Origin of the sequence: Arthrobacter sp. GAS37 (assembly GCF_044908325.1) — a bacterium.
In the GTDB taxonomy this organism is placed as follows: Bacteria; Actinomycetota; Actinomycetes; order Actinomycetales; family Micrococcaceae; genus Arthrobacter; species Arthrobacter ramosus.
In genome coordinates, this window is record NZ_JBIYDB010000003.1 from 85060 (window position 1) to 101831 (window position 16772).

Annotated in this window: 15 protein-coding genes and 1 riboswitch; of the genes, 3 read left to right on the top strand and 12 right to left on the bottom strand. The window is 64.8% G+C overall.

From position 1 onward, the window contains the following. Window positions 1-292: 292 nt before the first annotated feature. From ABH924_RS04060 to ABH924_RS04075, 4 genes are all read right to left on the bottom strand, one after another. Entirely contained in the window at window positions 293-1657 is a 1365-nt protein-coding gene (locus ABH924_RS04060; protein WP_404497093.1) for an ABC transporter substrate-binding protein, read from the bottom strand. Continuing rightward, window positions 1657-1860 (bottom strand): cold-shock protein, encoded by a 204-nt coding sequence (locus ABH924_RS04065; RefSeq protein WP_234751546.1) that lies wholly within the window; start codon window positions 1858-1860, stop codon window positions 1657-1659. Before ABH924_RS04065 ends, ABH924_RS04060 begins: the two co-directional genes overlap by 1 nt. Window positions 1861-1999: 139 nt before the next feature. Then, complete coding sequence (locus tag ABH924_RS04070; RefSeq protein ID WP_404497095.1) at window positions 2000-2626, bottom strand: LytR C-terminal domain-containing protein; 627 nt, start codon at window positions 2624-2626, stop codon at window positions 2000-2002. A gap of 49 nt (window positions 2627-2675) precedes the next feature. Next, a complete protein-coding gene (locus ABH924_RS04075) occupies window positions 2676-3011 on the bottom strand; it encodes a DUF3263 domain-containing protein (protein ID WP_028266152.1) in 336 nt (111 codons plus the stop codon). A 136-nt stretch (window positions 3012-3147) separates the two neighbouring features. Here ABH924_RS04075 and ABH924_RS04080 point away from each other — a divergent pair, with 136 nt between their 5' ends. Together ABH924_RS04080 and ABH924_RS04085 are read left to right on the top strand one after the other, a co-directional pair. Continuing rightward, window positions 3148-3915 (top strand): uracil-DNA glycosylase, encoded by a 768-nt coding sequence (locus ABH924_RS04080; protein ID WP_404497097.1) that lies wholly within the window; start codon window positions 3148-3150, stop codon window positions 3913-3915. Between the two features lie 15 nt (window positions 3916-3930). Further along, complete coding sequence (locus ABH924_RS04085; protein ID WP_404497099.1) at window positions 3931-4770, top strand: siderophore-interacting protein; 840 nt, start codon at window positions 3931-3933, stop codon at window positions 4768-4770. A 38-nt stretch (window positions 4771-4808) separates the two neighbouring features. On the opposite strand, the gene ABH924_RS04090 is transcribed toward ABH924_RS04085, so the two are convergent. Further along, window positions 4809-6287, bottom strand: coding sequence for a threonine/serine exporter ThrE family protein (locus ABH924_RS04090; protein WP_234751541.1), 1479 nt, complete (start codon window positions 6285-6287; stop codon window positions 4809-4811). Window positions 6288-6365: 78 nt separating this feature from the next. Further along, window positions 6366-7439 carry a lipid II:glycine glycyltransferase FemX gene (locus ABH924_RS04095; RefSeq protein ID WP_404497101.1) on the bottom strand — a complete coding sequence of 358 codons (1074 nt, stop codon included), beginning with the start codon at window positions 7437-7439 and terminating at the stop codon, window positions 6366-6368. A 229-nt stretch (window positions 7440-7668) separates the two neighbouring features. Here ABH924_RS04095 and ABH924_RS04100 point away from each other — a divergent pair, with 229 nt between their 5' ends. Continuing rightward, the gene (locus ABH924_RS04100; protein ID WP_234751539.1) at window positions 7669-7833 is read left to right on the top strand and encodes a hypothetical protein; all 165 of its coding nucleotides are present in this window, start codon (window positions 7669-7671) and stop codon (window positions 7831-7833) included. Here ABH924_RS04100 and ABH924_RS04105 read toward each other — a convergent pair. The 6 genes from ABH924_RS04105 to ABH924_RS04130 all read right to left on the bottom strand — a co-directional run bounded on the left by ABH924_RS04105 (window position 7814) and on the right by ABH924_RS04130 (window position 16711). Beyond that, window positions 7814-9244, bottom strand: coding sequence for an L-serine ammonia-lyase (locus tag ABH924_RS04105; RefSeq protein ID WP_404497104.1), 1431 nt, complete (start codon window positions 9242-9244; stop codon window positions 7814-7816). The genes ABH924_RS04100 and ABH924_RS04105 overlap by 20 nt on opposite strands. A gap of 244 nt (window positions 9245-9488) precedes the next feature. Beyond that, window positions 9489-10811 carry a serine hydroxymethyltransferase gene (glyA, locus tag ABH924_RS04110; protein ID WP_404497106.1) on the bottom strand — a complete coding sequence of 441 codons (1323 nt, stop codon included), beginning with the start codon at window positions 10809-10811 and terminating at the stop codon, window positions 9489-9491. Continuing rightward, window positions 10808-11191, bottom strand: coding sequence for a glycine cleavage system protein GcvH (gene gcvH / locus ABH924_RS04115; protein ID WP_404497108.1), 384 nt, complete (start codon window positions 11189-11191; stop codon window positions 10808-10810). Before gcvH ends, glyA begins: the two co-directional genes overlap by 4 nt. A gap of 507 nt (window positions 11192-11698) precedes the next feature. Continuing rightward, window positions 11699-12832: a glycine cleavage system aminomethyltransferase GcvT gene (gene gcvT, locus ABH924_RS04120; RefSeq protein ID WP_404497110.1), complete on the bottom strand. Its 1134-nt coding sequence runs from the start codon at window positions 12830-12832 to the stop codon at window positions 11699-11701. 12 nt (window positions 12833-12844) lie between these two features. Beyond that, on the bottom strand, window positions 12845-15715 hold the full coding sequence (gene gcvP / locus ABH924_RS04125) for an aminomethyl-transferring glycine dehydrogenase (RefSeq protein ID WP_404497111.1): 2871 nt from the start codon (window positions 15713-15715) through the stop codon (window positions 12845-12847). Between the two features lie 161 nt (window positions 15716-15876). Beyond that, window positions 15877-15974: riboswitch (glycine riboswitch) on the bottom strand. Between the two features lie 188 nt (window positions 15975-16162). After that, window positions 16163-16711: a TetR/AcrR family transcriptional regulator gene (locus ABH924_RS04130; protein WP_404497112.1), complete on the bottom strand. Its 549-nt coding sequence runs from the start codon at window positions 16709-16711 to the stop codon at window positions 16163-16165. Between the last annotated feature and the right edge of the window lie 61 nt (window positions 16712-16772).

Below are 16772 nucleotides of genomic sequence, written 5' to 3' on the forward strand. Positions count from 1 at the left end.
CGGTAGTCCTTTCGGGACAGTCGTTAAGAAGGTGCCTTCACTGCGGTGCCCGCGACGGACGATCCTTCACATTCGGCCTCTGTACGCCGCGTGCTCCGGACCTCACCCCAGCAAGGTTTTCTTTGTTCTCCCAGGCACCGCCACTATTTCCCTACGGCCGGAGCCGCGAAGAATTAGCAGTCAGTGCTTGTGAGTGCTAATCAATAATTAGCACTCACCCGAGGAGAGTGCAAGCAGCAAGGGCCGGAAACTACTCGCCACGCCATGGGAATTCGCTACGGGCTCAAGCCAATCACGGAGTCCGCGAGGCGGTCTCCTTGCCGCTCACGCGCGCAGTGTTGTCAGCTCCGTAGGTGAAGACGATGTAATTGGACGAGGTAACGTCGCCGTTGGCGTCGAACCCGATGGTGCCGGACTCGCCGTCGTAATCCGGGAGCTTGGGCCCCTTCAGCACCTCGAGGCAGTCCTTGTATGACGTACAGGACGTGCGTTCTTTCGTTGCCGCATCGCCGGACGCCGGACGCGTCCCGCCGGACACAGTTGTGAGCCAGGCCGCGATCGAGCCACCGGCGTCGTCGCCCGCCGCTGCGGCCGCAAGCGCCGCGAGGGTGACGGCGTCGTACGTCTCGGCAGCGTACGTCGTGTCCTTGAGTTTGGGGTCGATGCCAGTCAGATCGGCTTGGAACTCCGCACTAGGGAAGACGCCCGGAAGAATTCCCCGCGCGCCGTCGAGGCCGCCGGCACCGAGCGCTGTTCCATATTGGCGGATGGCACCGTCACTCAGGATCAGGCTCTTGCCTCTCAGCCCAGCGTTCAGGAGCTCGGCCAGGGCGCCCTGGGCACCATCACGGGCAACCACGACGACGGCGTCCGGCGTGCCGGACTTGATGCCCGCCGCAGCGGGAGCTGCTTTGCCGGGCGTGAATTCCGCGTTGGACACGGCGTTCATTCCGAGGCCGCGGGCAGCGTCCATGACCGCTCCGGAGACGCGCGTACCGTAGTCCCCGGCTTCGTGGAGGACGGAAATCCTCTTGGCGCCGGCGTCGTGGGCAAGCTTCGCCAAAACGCTGCCCTGTGCGGCGTCAGCGGCCGAAGTACGGAAGTAGAAGCCGCCATTCTTGTAGCTGCTCAGCCCCGACGCCGTGTTGGCCGGCGAGATGAGCGGAATCCGGGCGGGAGACAGCACATCGATGGCGGCGGGAGCATGGCTGGAATCCGTTGGCCCGACAACGACGTCGGCGTGGGCCGAGAGCAACGCCTTGGCTTGCGCCGCGGTATCGGCAGTGAAGGCCGCCGCGCTGCTGCCTTCGCTGGCCGCCGACGCCGGAAGCAACTCGACAGGGTGGCCTTTGTATCCGCCTGCGTCGTTGACCTGCTTGACAGCCAACTTGGCCGCCGCCAGCTCGGACTCATTGAGGAATGCGGAGCTACCGGTGTTGTCCAGAATCAAGCCGATGCGCAGGACGCCGTCGCCGCTCGGGGTAACGGAGCTGAGCCTGGCGTTGCCGATGGGGGCGGAACATCCGGCCAGTCCAAGGGCCAAGGCTGCGAAGCCTGCAAGAAGAGAAACTACCCGGGACCGGCGTCCTCGAAGGGGCTGGGTTCCAAAGGGCTGGGTTCCAAAGGGCTGGGACAGCCCTGTTGCCGCAACACCCACTAGATAAGCCGCACGCTTTCCGCCTGCGGGCCCTTCTGGCCCTCGCCCAGTTCGAAGTCGACCCGTTGTCCTTCTTCGAGCGCACGGAAGCCATCCATCTGGATGGCGGACCAATGCACAAAGATTTCGTCACCGGACTCATCCACGGTGATGAATCCGTAGCCCTTTTCGGCATTGAACCATTTGACGGTTCCCAAAGCCATGATCCCCACACTTTCAACTAGCAGTGGCCGGCTTCCGGGATCTCCGGGCCAGCTCACAACTACTGTAACCACAGTCACGTTGCCGTAGCGCAACCATGGGTGTGGGTAGCCGCAATGTTATTGAGGCGTAACCGAGTTGCTACTTGTAGCCGGGGCCCAGAATGACAACCACGGGCTGCTGGAATTCGGCGCTGTCCACAAGGTTGGAAATGCCCAGCAATTTGCCGAGGGCTTCGGCATTGCCCTTCTGGGCTGCGCCTTTGTAGAAGACGGACGACGTCTGCTGGGGCATGCCGCCCCAGTTTGCGACGGTGGACAACGGCCAGCCCCCGCCTTGAACGAGGCCGGCCACGCGGGCAGCCAAGCCACCAGTGGTGGTGCCGTTGTAGACCGCGACTGCCGCCGTCTTGTCCAATGGCGCCGTGCTGGGGGTTGCTGTAGTGGGTGTCGGTGTCGGGGCGCTGGACGGAGTGTCGCTCGGGCTCGGCTGGCTGGATGCCTGCGCAGAGCTGCTTGCGGAAGGTGACGCCGCGGCGCTTTGCTTGGAGGCGTCCGCGGTGACGACGGCTTGCGGCGCCGTCGATGAGGTGAAGCCAAGCTTCGGAAGGACGAGGAACGCAACGAGGCCTACGGCCAGCGCGATGCCGCCTAGGAGCAGCACCGGCCACAGGGCGGGCCGGGAAGCGGACGCGACGAGCCTGTGGACACCTTGGCGCGATGAGCTCTGCGGGACACGGTCGAATTCATCCCGGGCAAATTTGGTCATGGTGAAGCCTTGTCCTTGCTGCTTGCTTGCTGGGGGATCAGCGTGTGCTCTATGCGTCGGAACCAAGACGGCGCGCTGTGCGGGCCCTCTGACGTGACATACGTAGTCTACGCAATCTCTTGACCAGCATAGGATCGTGCGCCAGTGCTTCCTCGGTGTCGATGAGGGCATTGAGCAGCTGGTAGTAGTGGGTCGCGGAGAGATCGAAGAGTTCCCTGACGGCCTGTTCCTTGGCCCCGGCGTACTTCCACCATTGCCTCTCCAGGGCGAGCATCTGCTGTTCACGCTCGCCCAGCGGCGAGTCGCTGCGGAGTCCGGTGGACAGGTCTTCGAGCACCAATCCAGTTGCTTCGGACGCCATGGGTTCCCGTGCGGGTTCTGCCACGACACACTCCTTCGACGCATTGACTGAAAAATGTCCCCCGCCCATGGTAACGGGCGAATAACACCGATGTCATTTGCCCCGCCGACTTCCCCGGCGCCGCTTTCCGCCAGGGCCTTGGGACAGGGACAATGGCTGGGTGGCAGGCGAAGAAGCGTTATTTGAGCTTGAATCCGAGGATCACTCCGCCGGGTTCGAGGCACTCCCGGGAATGGCCTTGGAGGATCTCATGGCACCGGACTGGGCTGAGGCGCTCTCCGGCGTCGAGGACGAGTTGCGCTCGGTGCTGGCCTTCGTGGCGGCCGAGGCCGGCCGCGGAACCCACGTGCTGCCTGCAGCGTCCAACATCCTTCGTGCCTTCCGGCAGCCTCTGGCAGACGTCAAGGTGCTGATCCTGGGCCAGGACCCCTACCCAACGCCGGGACACGCCGTCGGGCTCTCTTTCGCGGTTTCCGGGCCAACCCGGCCCATCCCCCGCAGCCTCGCAAACATCTACCGGGAGATGGAGTCCGATCTGGGGCTACCGCCGCGGGTCCACGGCGATCTTTCGGCCTGGACGGGCCAGGGAGTACTCCTCCTGAACAGGGTGCTCAGTGTCGCGGCCGGCGCGGCCGGCTCGCACCGGGGCAAAGGCTGGGAGGCCATCACGACGGCAGCGGTCACCGCCGTCGCCCGCCGCCGCACCACTGCCGGGCAGCGGAGTCCGCTCGTCGCGATCCTGTGGGGCAAGGACGCTGAAGCCGTTCAGCCACTGCTTGAAGGCGCCCCTGTGATCTCTTCCGCGCACCCCAGCCCGCTCTCCGCGTCGCGAGGTTTCTTCGGCTCGCGCCCGTTCAGCCGGGCCAACACCCTGCTCCGTATGCAAGGCGCAGATCCCGTCATCTGGGAGCTTCCACCGCTGCCCTAGCTTAGGCTTGCCTACATGACATCTTTGCCCGCGACGTCGTCTGCATCCCGCAATACCCGCCCCCAAGTGAACCTGACTGTGCTGCGCACGGAACAGCTTTCGCCCCACATGGTGCGCATCATTGCCGGTGGACCCGGTTTTGCGGGTTATGCGAACAACGACTTCGTGGACCGGTATGTGAAGATCGTGTTCCCGCAGCCCGGTGTCGACTATGAGCTGCCCCTGGATCTTTGGGCCATCCGCGAGACCATGCCACGCGAACAGTGGCCCTACACCCGCACCTACACCGTCCGTTGGGTGGACCAAGCTGCGCAGGAACTGGCAATCGACTTCGTGGTCCACGGCGACGAGGGCCTTGCAGGCCCGTGGGCCCTCGCAGCCCAGCCCGGAGACACGCTTGTTTTCACGGGTCCGGGCGGCGCCTACAACCCGGCGCCCGACGCCGACTGGTACCTTTTCGCGGGCGACGACGCCGCGCTCCCGGCGATTGCCGCGGCGATCGAATCCCTGCCGGCCGACGCCAAGGGCCTTGCTTACCTCGAAGTCGATAGCGACGCCGACATCCTTGGCATCACGGCGCCCGACGGCGTGGAGTTGCGCTGGCTTCTTCGCTCCGGGGTCCCGGCAGGATCAAGCTCGATCCTGCTTGATGCCTTGGGCGAAGCCGAGTGGCTGCCCGGCCGCGTCGACGTGTTTGCGCATGGTGAGCGCGGCTATATGAAGGGGCTGCGGGACATCTTCTTCAAGCAGCGTGGGCTGGAGCGTTCCCAAGTGTCGCTTTCCGGATACTGGGCCCAGGGACGCGTTGAGGACGATTTCCAGGCGGAGAAGAAACTCCCGATCGGACAGATCTAGGGGCTGTGTCCGCCGGGTGGCCCTCCGGGCGCGGCGGGCTACCGCCGGCGGACGCGGCGGCGCTCGTTGCTGGCCAGGCCCTTGGTCAGCGGCCGGGCCAGGTTGTCGCCCAGCACGATTCCTGCGGCCACGCCGAGCACGATCGCTCCCGCGTTGAGCATGCCGCCCGAACCCAGCAAGACATCCGCTTCCTGCACCGTCAACACATACATGGAACGGAATATCTTCAACCCGGGGAGCAGGATGAGGGCTGCCGGAACGGCTACCACCAGTTGCGGGGCCCCGAGCCTGAGTGCCACCATTCGGGCGAGCAGGCCGATGATCACGGCGGAAATCGCCGGAGAGAGCCGGTCTCCGAAGCCAAGGTTGGAGGCCCCCCACAAGACGAAGTAACCCACCAAGCCCACTGCCGCCGTCGGGAGCAGTAGTTTCAGCAGTGTCTGTTCAGTGATGCCGATGGCAATCACGGCCACGGCGATCAGGATGGCCTGGCCCCACAATGGATACGCCTCGGGGAATGTTTGCGTGACGTCGATCGCGACGCTGCCGATGAGGTCACCCACAACCACCGCGACGGCGATGCCCGCAACGATCGCGCCGAAGGTCAGGATCGTGGACAGGAAACGTCCCGCCGCAGTCACGGGGAATCCGTTGATGGCGTCTTGCACCGAAGAGACGAGCCGGCCCGTTGGCAAGAGCAAGAGGATGCCTCCCGCCACGACGATCGACGGCGGGATGTCCGCCCCGGCCCAGTGGAGCATGAGCGCGATGAACGTGACCAGGAAGGAGCACGCCGCCGTCACGAAGAAGTCAGGCGTGCGCCACTTGCCCAATTGACGGGCCACGAGATTGACAAGCATGTTGGAGACGAATGCCAGAGCGGACGCTCCCAGTCCCCCGCCCAGTACCCCGACGAAAACAGCGGAGAAGACGCCGAACGCCATGGTGACCATCCACCGCGGGAAGGGCTTGCTGCTCCGGATGATCTCATCCAGCCGCCGCACGGCCTCGGCCCTGCCCACCCCGCCGGCCACGATATCCGTGACGAGCTGGTGCACCTGGGCCAAACCTGCGTAGTTGTTGGTCCAGGAACGGACGACCCGGAGCAGGGTCAGCGGGGTCTGGTCCTTGGGCGCGTAGTTGATCTGGACTGACTGGTTGGTGATGTCCACTTCGATGTTCTTCAACCCGAGTGCCGCCGTGACCGCGATGATGCTGGTCTCGACCTCCAGGGCACCGGCTCCGTAACGAAACATGGATTCGGCCATGTGCAGCGCGAAGTCGATGGTCTTGCGGGCTGAAGCGTCAACACCGCCCACGTGGATGATGGGGTTGGCGTAGGGACTGCCCGCCAGGCGATCGACGATGCTCATCGGGGCGGTGGGAGGATTCTCGCCCTGCACGAGCCTGCGAAGCATGCGCTTGGCGTTGACATTCTGGCGCACCTGGGATGGCTTCAGCGGCTGTGTCTTGGGCAAGCCGTCCGTGTTGGGCCTGTTGTCGGGGCGGTCAGTCACGCGGGTGTTCCTCCAAAGGGCGTGGTTCCTCCAAATACGGTGTGGTGCACATGCAGTAGGCGGGGTGGCGCTGCGATTCTAGTAGAACTGCTGGCCCGTGCGGCGGGTGTAGATCTGCCGCGCGATGCGCTCCCCGGCAGCGGTCCACAGCTTGTACTTCAGCGGGCTGATGACTTGGTCATAGCAGCCGACGAAGTCGGTGACGGTCTTGCTGAAGCTGGTCTTGAACAGGCCAAGTCCGTGGAACGGGTGCGAGGTGTCTTTGAGCCGGTCCGCGGGCGGAGTGCCGCAGAAATCGTACTCAGTGCAACCCAGTTCCTTGACCTGGTTGATGGCTATCCACTGGACCAAGTGCGAATCGCCGTACTGCGCGCGTTTCTGCAGCGATCCGCCGTCCTTGTAGGTGCCCTTCCGGCCATAGTTGATGACGAAGGCTCCGACGGATGGGACACCGCTTTCGAAGACAAACAAGAGCCTGCCCTGGCCACGCTCGATGAAGTTGGTCCAAAACTGGCGGTAGTACCCGAATTCACGGACCCGCACTTGGGACTTCGCCTCGACGGTGTTGGTCATCAGCGCATACATGGAACGGAAGTTCTCTTCCGTGGGTTCCATGGTGTGCACTTCAACCCCTTCGCGGATGGCCCGGCGAACGGCGTTGCGGCCGCGGGAATGGAGGTTGCGCAGCAGCTGGTTTTCCTCGGGAGAGATGTCCAACAAGGCTGTGGAGTCGTTCGGCTGCAGGTTGGGGGTCTTGACGACCCCGGTGGCCTCGATCGCGTCCCGCGCTTCGCCACTGAGGACGATGTCCGGCTCGATTTTCACGGCGAAAACCCCGAGCTTGTCCCGCTTCACGAATTCCCGGTTGGCCTGGATGATCCCGGGAATGTCCTCGACACCGGCAACGTCAGGGCCCTTGATGAGGTACCAGAGCTTGCCGAGCAGTGGAAACGACTTCTCCAGGACCAGGTTGTAGCTGCTGTAGTCCGCAGTCTCGTACACGAGATGCAAGGGCTTCCAGCCGAAGTGTTGCTTTACGTCTGCAAATGCCTCGGATTGGAGGAGGTTGCCGCCGTTGGGATTGGCCGTGACGTGTTTGTCCCAGTGTTCGATTTCCTCGGCGGTGGCAAAGCGTGCGGTAAATTCTCGCAAGGGGGCCGTGTCCAATCAGTTGCTTACTTGAGGCAGCAGGCGCCGGTGTGCGGCGCAGGCGTTCAACCTCAAGTCTATCGGCCCCCAGGGGGAGCTACAGCCTGGTCCGTTCCAACGCCTCCACGTGGGGCCCTTCGATTTCTCACAGGCGGCGCAAAGGTTCCCCAAAGTCCACAACTATTCCGGCGGCGGAAAGTGGTTATAACAAAAGCCGAACCAGGAGGATCCGATGATCGTCTACCGCCCCATTCCGCCGCTCTCCACCGGCCGCAGCAACAGCTTTTGGTCGGTATTCGCTGCCATGGCATCCGCGGCATTGCTCGGCCCTGCCTGGCCGTCCGGTGCCCGCCGCCTCGAACATCAGGAAGCGGGGGTCAGCACTCGACGACGTTGACGGCGAGGCCGCCCATGGCGGTTTCCTTGTATTTGGAGGACATGTCCTTGCCGGTCTCACGCATGGTCACGATGACCTCGTCCAGGGAGACGCGGTGGGTGCCGTCGCCCCAGAGCGCCATCTTCGCGGCGTTGATGGCCTTCGCCGCGGCGATCGCGTTGCGTTCGATGCACGGGATCTGCACGAGCCCGCCGATCGGGTCACAGGTCAGGCCCAGGTTGTGTTCCATCGCGATCTCGGCCGCATTCTCCACCTGTCCCGGCGAGCCGCCCATGACTTCGGCCAATCCGGCGGCCGCCATCGAAGACGCTGAACCCACTTCGCCCTGGCAGCCCACTTCGGCGCCGGAGATCGAGGCCTGCTCCTTGTAGAGCACCCCGACGGCGCCCGCGGCGAGCAGGAACTTCACCACGACGTCGTCCCGGTCCTGCTGCGTGGCCTTGTCCATGCCGGGGGCGAAATGCAGGGCGTAGTACAGCACGGCGGGGATGATCCCGGCGGCACCGTTCGTGGGCGCGGTGACCACGCGGCCCCCTGACGCGTTTTCCTCATTCACAGCCAGGGCGATCAGGTTCACCCATTCCTGCCAGTACTTCGGGTCCCGGTACTCAGGGTCCTGGTCTTTGGTTTCCTTCAGGAGCCGCTCGTGCCAGTCGGGGGCCCGACGGCGGACCTTCAGTCCGCCGGGCAGGACGCCTTCGCGCTTGAGGGAGGTTTCAACACAGGCCTCCATGACGGAGTAGATGTGCAGCAGGCCTTCGCGGATTTCCTCTTCGGTCCGGGAGGCGCGTTCGTTGATGAACATGATGTCGGAAATGCCGAGCCCCTTGGAGGAGCAGCGGCCCATGAGTTCGGCGGCGGTGCGGAAGGGCAGCGGGAGTTCCTTCTTGGACTCCTCCAGTTCCTTCTGGGCTGCGTCCTCTTCGCCTTCGCGGACGATGAAGCCGCCGCCCACGGAGAAGAACGTGGCCTCGTGCAGCACCTCGCCCTCGGCGTCGGACACAGAGAACTTCATCCCGTTCGTGTGCCGGGGAAGGACCGTGAGCGGGTGCAGGATCATGTCCGCTTCCCCGTACGGCAGCGCCACCCCGGACTCGGGTTCGACGGCGCCGCAAAGGTTCAGTGTGCCGGTTTCGGCGATCGAGGCGAGCCGTTCCTCCACTTCCTCGGGGAGGATCTCCTCGGGGTGGTAGCCCTCCAGGCCCAAAAGCACCGCGGTCATGGTGCCGTGCCCGCGGCCCGTGGCGGCCAGTGAACCGTACAGGTCAACGCGCAGAGACGATACCCGTTCCAGGGCACCGGACTCCTTCAGCTCGCTCGCAAAGACCGCAGCAGCCCGCATCGGCCCCACGGTATGCGAACTCGAAGGACCAATCCCAATAGAGAAAAGATCGAAGACGCCAACAGCCATGTCGGTTTCCTTAGTTAGTTGTGGTCGGGTGGGGAGGGAACCGGACATCCTCTGCATGCTCGGTCGCGAAGACGCCCGCTGAGCGGACGTGACGCTCCCTTAGACGCATGCTGCCGGATGCCCGGCCCCCTCCGAGGGGCCGACAGGCCGCGGTTTTCGAAAGCGTGCGTCAAAGCGACGAAGGAGCAGCACGCGTGAAAACTGGGGTCTGCCGGACCCGACGGGCTTGCCGGTCCGGAGAACCTCAGCTGAGGTTCGCGACGCCCGGGTAGAGCGGGTGCGCGGCGGCGAGTGCCTCCACGCGGTGACGCAGGCCGGAGAGGTCGGCGCCGGCGTCGGCGATCAGTGCCTCGGCGATGATGTCCGCGACTTCGCGGAACGCCGCCTCACCGAAACCGCGGGTGGCCAGCGCCGGGGTGCCGATCCGCAGACCGGACGTGACCATCGGCGGCCGCGGGTCGAACGGCACGGCATTGCGGTTGACGGTGATGTCGATCGCAGCGAGGCGGTCCTCGGCTTCCTGGCCGTCGAGTTCGCAGTTGCGCAGGTCCACGAGGACCAGGTGCACGTCGGTGCCGCCGGAGATCACGTTGATGCCCTTGGCGGTGACGTCCGGCTGGACCAGGCGCTCGGCCAGGATCCGGGCACCGGCCAGCACGCGCTCCTGGCGTTCCTTGAACTCTTCGGAGCCGGCGATCTTGAAGGCCACGGCCTTGCCGGCGATCACGTGCTCCAACGGACCGCCCTGCTGGCCCGGGAAGACCGCGGAGTTGATCTTCTTGGCGATGTCGGCATCGTTGGTCAGGATGATGCCGCCGCGAGGACCGGCGAGGGTCTTGTGCGTCGTCGAGGTCGTGACGTGCGCGTGCGGGACCGGCGACGGGTGCAGCCCGGCGGCCACGAGGCCGGCGAAGTGCGCCATGTCCACCATGAGGTACGCGCCCACCAGGTCGGCGATCCGGCGGAACTCGGCGAAGTCCAGCTGGCGCGCATAGGCGGACCAGCCGGCCACGATCAGGGCCGGCTTGTGCTCGAGCGCCAGACGCTCCACTTCGGCCATGTCGATCCGGTGGTCCTCTTCGCGGACCTGGTACGGGACAACGTTGTACAGGCGGCCCGAGAAGTTGATCCGCATGCCGTGGGTCAAGTGCCCGCCGTGCGCCAGGTTCAGGCCCATGATCGTGTCGCCCGGCTTGATCAGGGCGTGCATCACCGAGGCGTTCGCCTGGGCGCCGGAGTGCGGCTGCACGTTCGCGTACCCGGCACCGAAGAGAGCCTTCACACGGTCGATCGCGAGTTGCTCGATGACGTCCACGTGCTCGCAGCCACCGTAGTAGCGCTTGCCCGGGTAGCCCTCGGCGTACTTGTTGGTCAGGACCGAGCCCTGCGCCTGCATGACGGCCACGGCGGTGTGGTTCTCGGACGCGATCATTTCCAGGCCCGAACGCTGGCGGTCCAGCTCGTCGTCGATCTTCGCCGCGATCTCCGGATCCAGCTCGGACAACACCGTGTCCAGGCTCGGCGAAACAACCTGCTCGAACACAGCCGTTCCGTTCGCGGCGCTCACAGCTCGCCACCGTTCTTGGAAGCGTATTCCTCAGCGGAAAGCAGCGGACCGTCGGACTGCGCGGCGACCTTGAAGAGCCAGCCCGCACCGTAGGGATCGTTGTTGATCAGGGCAGGATCGTCGACGACGGCGGAGTTCACTTCCGTGACCTCGCCCGTCACCGGGGAGTACAGGTCCGAGACGGACTTGGTGGACTCAACCTCGCCGCAGGTCTCCCCCGCAGTTACGGCGGAACCGACCCCGGGCAAGTCAACGTACACGATGTCGCCGAGGGCATCGGTGGCCACGGCCGAGATACCGACAGACACAAGATTGCCGGCCTCGCGGGCAACCCACTCGTGCTCGTCGGAGTACTGGAGTTCAGGTGCAACTTTTGCCATGTTTTTTCCTTTGCGTTGGTCTAAAACAAATTGTGGTCGGGTTGGGTGGCGGATAACGGAATTCCTCGGCGTGCTGCTCCTTCGTCGCTTGGACGCACGCTGCCGGATGCCGCTCCCCCACCGCTAGAGGCGTGTTCAGTTTTCGGGGCCAACAGTTCCGGAAAAGAACGCTGGCCCTTTCGGGTTTAGTCGGTGCCCCGTGGTTCCCGCGGGCCAATCCAGTTCCCGTGGGCCAAGCTGCGGCAGGTGGCCCATCATCCAGCACCTTTGGCTTTCGAAAGCGAGCCAAAGGTGCCGGACTGAAACTGAACCCGCGGTGAGCTGATTCGAAAGTGAGCTGCACGGCCCAATCGGGTGCCGGCACCCGGCAGCATGCGTCTAAGGGAGCGACACGTCCGCTCAGCGGGCGTCTTCGCGACCGAGCATGCAGAGGATGCCGGACCCGACGGGCCAAACGCAACCACGGTCCCCCGCTCAGCGGATCCGACGGGCTTAAGGCGAGACGACTTACTTGGCTCGCTTGTAGAAGGGCAGTGCGACAACTTCGAAGGGCTCGGACTTGCCGCGCAGGTCGACGTCCAGGGCCGTGCCGGGCTCGGCGTGTTCGACGTCGACGTAGGCCAGCGCGACCGGGTAGCCGAGCGTGGGGCTGGGCTGGCCGGAGGTGACTTCGCCGACCACTATGCCGTCCTTGAGGACCGGGTAGTGGCTGCGGCCGGCGCGGCGGCCCAGGCCCTTGAGGCCAACCAGCTTGCGGCCGCTGGTTGAACCGGCGCCCGCAGCCTTCAGGGCTTCCAGGGCGGTGCGGCCTACGAAGTCGCTTTCCTTGGCGAGCGAGACAACGGGGCCCAGCCCTGCCGAGAAGGGGTTGCCTTCGCGGGAGAGCTCGTTGCCGTAGAGCGGCATGCCGGCTTCGAGGCGCAGGGAGTCACGCGAGGCCAGGCCGGCGGGGATCAGTTCGCCGTCCTGGGCAACTGCAGCGATTGCTTGCCACAGGGCGGCAGCGGCATCGTTGTCTACGAAGATTTCGAAGCCGTCCTCGCCCGTGTAGCCGGTGCGGGCAAGCAGCAGTTCCGTGGTGCTCCCGGCAAACGTGAAGGGCACCTCGACGGCGGCGTAGTACTTGAGCTCCGTGACGAGGGAGTGCTGTTCGGACCGGACCAAACGGAGGAGGATTTCTTCCGCTTTGGGGCCCTGGACGGCGATCAGCGAGGTTGCCGCGGAGGCGTCCTCGACGACGACGTCGAAGGTGGCAGCGCGCTGTGCCAACGCCTCGGCAACCACGGGAGCGTTGCCGGCGTTCGGAACCACCAGGAACTTGGAATCGCCACGCCGGTAGGTGATGAGGTCGTCGATGATGCCGCCGTCTTCCTGGCAGATCAGCGAGTACTTGGCTTTGCCAATCGACATGGCGGAGATCTTGCCCACCAAGGCGTAGTCCAGGAATGCCGCGGCTTCCGGGCCGGTGACCCAGACTTCGCCCATGTGGGAAAGGTCGAACAGGCCTGCGGACTGGCGGACGGCGTGGTGCTCGGCCAGTTCGGAGGAGTACTTCAGGGGCATCTGCCAGCCACCGAAATCGGTGAAGGAAGCGCCGAGCTTCTTGTGCTCTTCGTAGAGCGCCGTGTAGTTCTCAGTCATCGTGAGGAGTCCTTAGTTCTCGAAGGCTTCGATCGGAGGGCAGGAGCAGACCAGGTTGCGGTCGCCTGCGGCGCCGTCGATGCGGCCGACGGGCGGGAAGTACTTGTCCTGCTTGAGGTGGTGGACCGGGAAGACGGCCTGTTCGCGGGAGTACTCACGGTTCCAGTCCGAGGAGACGACGGCGGCCGCGGTGTGCGGTGCGTGGCGCAGCGGGCTGTTCTCCACCGTGAAGTCGCCGTGGGCAACCTGGTCGATTTCCTTGCGGATGGTGATCATGGCTTCGATGAAGCGGTCGATCTCCCCGAGGTCCTCGGACTCGGTGGGCTCCACCATCAGGGTGCCCGCGACCGGGAACGCCAGGGTGGGAGCGTGGAAGCCGTAGTCGATCAGGCGCTTGGCCACATCTTCTGCGGTGACGCCGGTGCGGGCCGTCAGTTCGCGCAGGTCCAGGATGCACTCGTGGGCCACCAGTCCGCCTTCACCGGTGTAGAGAACCGGGAAGTACTCGTTGAGGCGCGAGGCGATGTAGTTCGCGGCAAGCAGCGCGGACTTGGTGGCTTCGGTGAGGCCTTCGCCACCCATGAGCTTCACGTACGCCCAGGAAATCGGCAACACACCCGCGGAGCCGTAACGCGAGGCGGAAATGGCCACGCCGTGCCCGTCTTCATGGGCTGCCTTGTTGGCATCGCCGGGCATGAACGGTGCAAGGTGCGCTTTGGCAGCGACCGGGCCCACGCCCGGTCCGCCGCCGCCGTGCGGGATGCAGAAGGTCTTGTGCAGGTTCAGGTGGGACACGTCGCCGCCGAACTTGCCCGGCTGGGCCAGGCCGACCAGCGCGTTCAGGTTCGCACCGTCTACATATACCTGGCCGCCGGCTGCGTGCACGGAGTCGCAGATTTCCCGGACGTCGGCGTCGTACACGCCGTGCGTGGACGGATAGGTGATCATGATGGCCGAGAGGACGTCCTTGTTGGCGTCGATCTTGGCCTGCAGGTCCGCGTGGTCGATCGTGCCGTCGGCCGCGGTGGCCACGACGACCACCTTCATGCCGGCCAGCACTGCCGAGGCGGCGTTGGTGCCGTGGGCGGAAGCCGGGATGAGGCAGACGTTGCGCTGGAGGTCACCGCGGGAGTGGTGGTAACCGCGGATGGCCAGCAGGCCCGCGAGCTCGCCTTGGGAACCGGCGTTGGGCTGGATGGAGACCTGGTCGTAACCGGTGATCTCCGTGAGGTCAGCTTCCAAGTCTTCGATCAATTCACGCCAGCCCTCGGTCTGGGAATCCGGGGCGAAGGGGTGGATCGAGGCGAATTCCGGCCAGGAGATGGCTTCCATCTCCGCGGTGGCGTTCAGCTTCATGGTGCACGATCCCAGCGGGATCATGGTGCGGTCCAGCGCCAGGTCGCGGTCCGAAAGCTTGCGGATGTAGCGCAGCAGCTGGGTCTCGGAACGGTGGGTGTTGAACACCGGGTGCTGAAGGTAGTCGGAAGTGCGCTCGACGGCGGCCTCCAGGGCGAAGCCCTCGCCGGACTCAAGCACCACAGCACCGAAGGCTGCAGCGACACCAAAAGCATCAAGGACGCCGCCGACGATTTCCTTTGTTGTCGTCTCGTCGACGGAGACGCCGACCGTGTCGGCGTCGATGCCGCGCAGGTTGATGCCCTTGGCCTCGGCGGCTGCAACGATCGCGGCAGCCTTGCCCGGGACCCGGACGGTGACGGTGTCGAAGAAGCTGCCGTGCAGGACCTCAAGGCCCGCGGCCTTCAAGGACGCCGCCAGGGTCCGGGCGTGGTTGTGGGCGGTCTCGGCGATCGCCTTCAGGCCATCGGGGCCGTGGTAGACGGCGTACATCGAGGAAACGATGGCCAACAGGGCCTGCGCGGTGCAGATGTTGGACGTCGCCTTCTCGCGGCGGATGTGCTGCTCGCGGGTCTGGAGGGCGAGGCGGTAGGCGGGAGTGCCGGCGTCGTCCTTGGAAACGCCCACCAAGCGGCCCGGCATCGAGCGCTCGAGGCCCTTCTGGACAGCCATGTACGCGGCGTGCGGGCCGCCGAAGAACAACGGCACCCCGAAGCGCTGGGTGGAGCCGACGGCGATGTCGGCGCCCTGCTCGCCCGGAGGCGTGATCAGGGTGAGGGCGAGCAGGTCCGCGGCGACGGTGACGAGGGCACCGCGTTCCTTGGCGGCGGCGATCACGGCGGCGTGGTCGAACACCCGACCCGAAACGCCCGGCTGCTGCAGCACGATGCCGTTGATGTCGCCGTCGGGCAGGCCCCGGGACAGGTCCGCGATCTCCACCTCGAAGCCCAGCGCCTCGGCGCGGCCCTTCACGATGGCGATGGTCTGCGGCAGGCAGTCGGCGTCGAGGACGGTCTTGCCGTCATGGGCCGTCTTGTTCTTATTGGCACGGCGCATCATCAGGACCGCCTCCGCCACGGCGGTGGCTTCGTCCAGCAGGGAGGCGTTGGCGATGGGCAGGCCCACGAGATCCTGGACCATGGTCTGGAAATTCAGCAGGGCTTCGAGGCGGCCCTGGGAAATTTCCGGCTGGTACGGGGTGTAGGCCGTGTACCAGGCCGGGGATTCGAGGATGTTGCGGCGGATCACCGGCGGAGTGACGGTGTCGTAGTAGCCCTGGCCGATCATCTGCACGGCCGTCTTGTTCTTGGCCGCCAGCTTGCGTAGTTCAGCCAGGACTTCCACCTCGCTGAGGGCGTTCTGGAGCGTCAGTGCGACGTCCTGGCGGATGTCATTGGGAACCGCGGTGTCTACGAGCGAATCGACACTGTCGTAGCCAACAGACTTGAGCATGATGTCAATGTCGGCCTGGCGGCGGGCGCCGATATGCCGGTCAACGAACGTAGTGGAGGTTGAACTAACCGTCACGAAGGAACTCCATCAATAAGGCGGCGAAGGGTACGCCACAGCTAATCGGGTTCCTCCCCGCTCTGTATTGGACCTGAGAGTTTCCGCGGAACCGTGCTTGTGGCACTGTTTCGCTTGCACCGTCGGTGAGCACGCGTCAGCGTGCTGCTTTCCAGAGTTGCCTTGCCGCGGCGGTGCGTGGGCCTGAGAGATTCCTGGGGAGGATTTGCTCCTACGGCGCCTGCATCACTTGCCTGCAGGACTCTCCCGCCGCAGATCAAAGGCGTATTCAGTTATGTAAATCGACAGTAGTTGCCGGTGACGGCTACCACAACTATCAATTGTCCTATGGACTGCCCGCGTCCGCAAATGTGGTCACCGACCCCGCCCGGCTTTCCCAACTAGCTCGCACTAGATGTCGTTTTGGAGCCTCTAAACGACAACAACTGCGAGTTAGTTGGGCCCCACTCAGTCACGGAGGCGTTCGACGGCGGCCAGCAGCGCACCGACGTCGGCGCTCCTCGCGCTGGCCTTGACTTCCGTATCACCGGCGCCGCCTTCAAGCATTGCGTTGAAGTAAAGTCCATCGCCCATATACCGGACCGCTTTGGCCATTTCGGGCCCCACTTCCTCGGCCAGCACATCGAGCCATTGCTGCTGGATCCCGGCGAAGCGCCTGCGGGTTTCTTCATGCGCCACTTCCGCGAGCCGCGTAGCTGCCACGAACACCCGGTCCAAGGGAGTATCCGCCCACAGGGAAGACTTGATGAAGAACGCGGCCGCGCCTTCGGGTGCTGCCTTCATTGCCTCGATGTCCAGCGCGGCAAGCCCGTCCATGCGTTCAAGCAAGGAGCTGATCATGGCTTCCTTGTTGGGGAAATGGTAGAGCAAGCCGCCCTTGGAGACGCCTGCACGCTTTGCGACGGCGTCCAGGGTGGCAGCCCGCTCCCCCACCTCGATCAGCAGGGCTTCAAAGGCATCCAGGACAGCGTCCCGGGCAATAGGTTTTCGCGGCATGGTGTCCATCATCCCTTAGTTCGATGCGGCAATTTTATAAGTCAGATTGAAACTATACCGT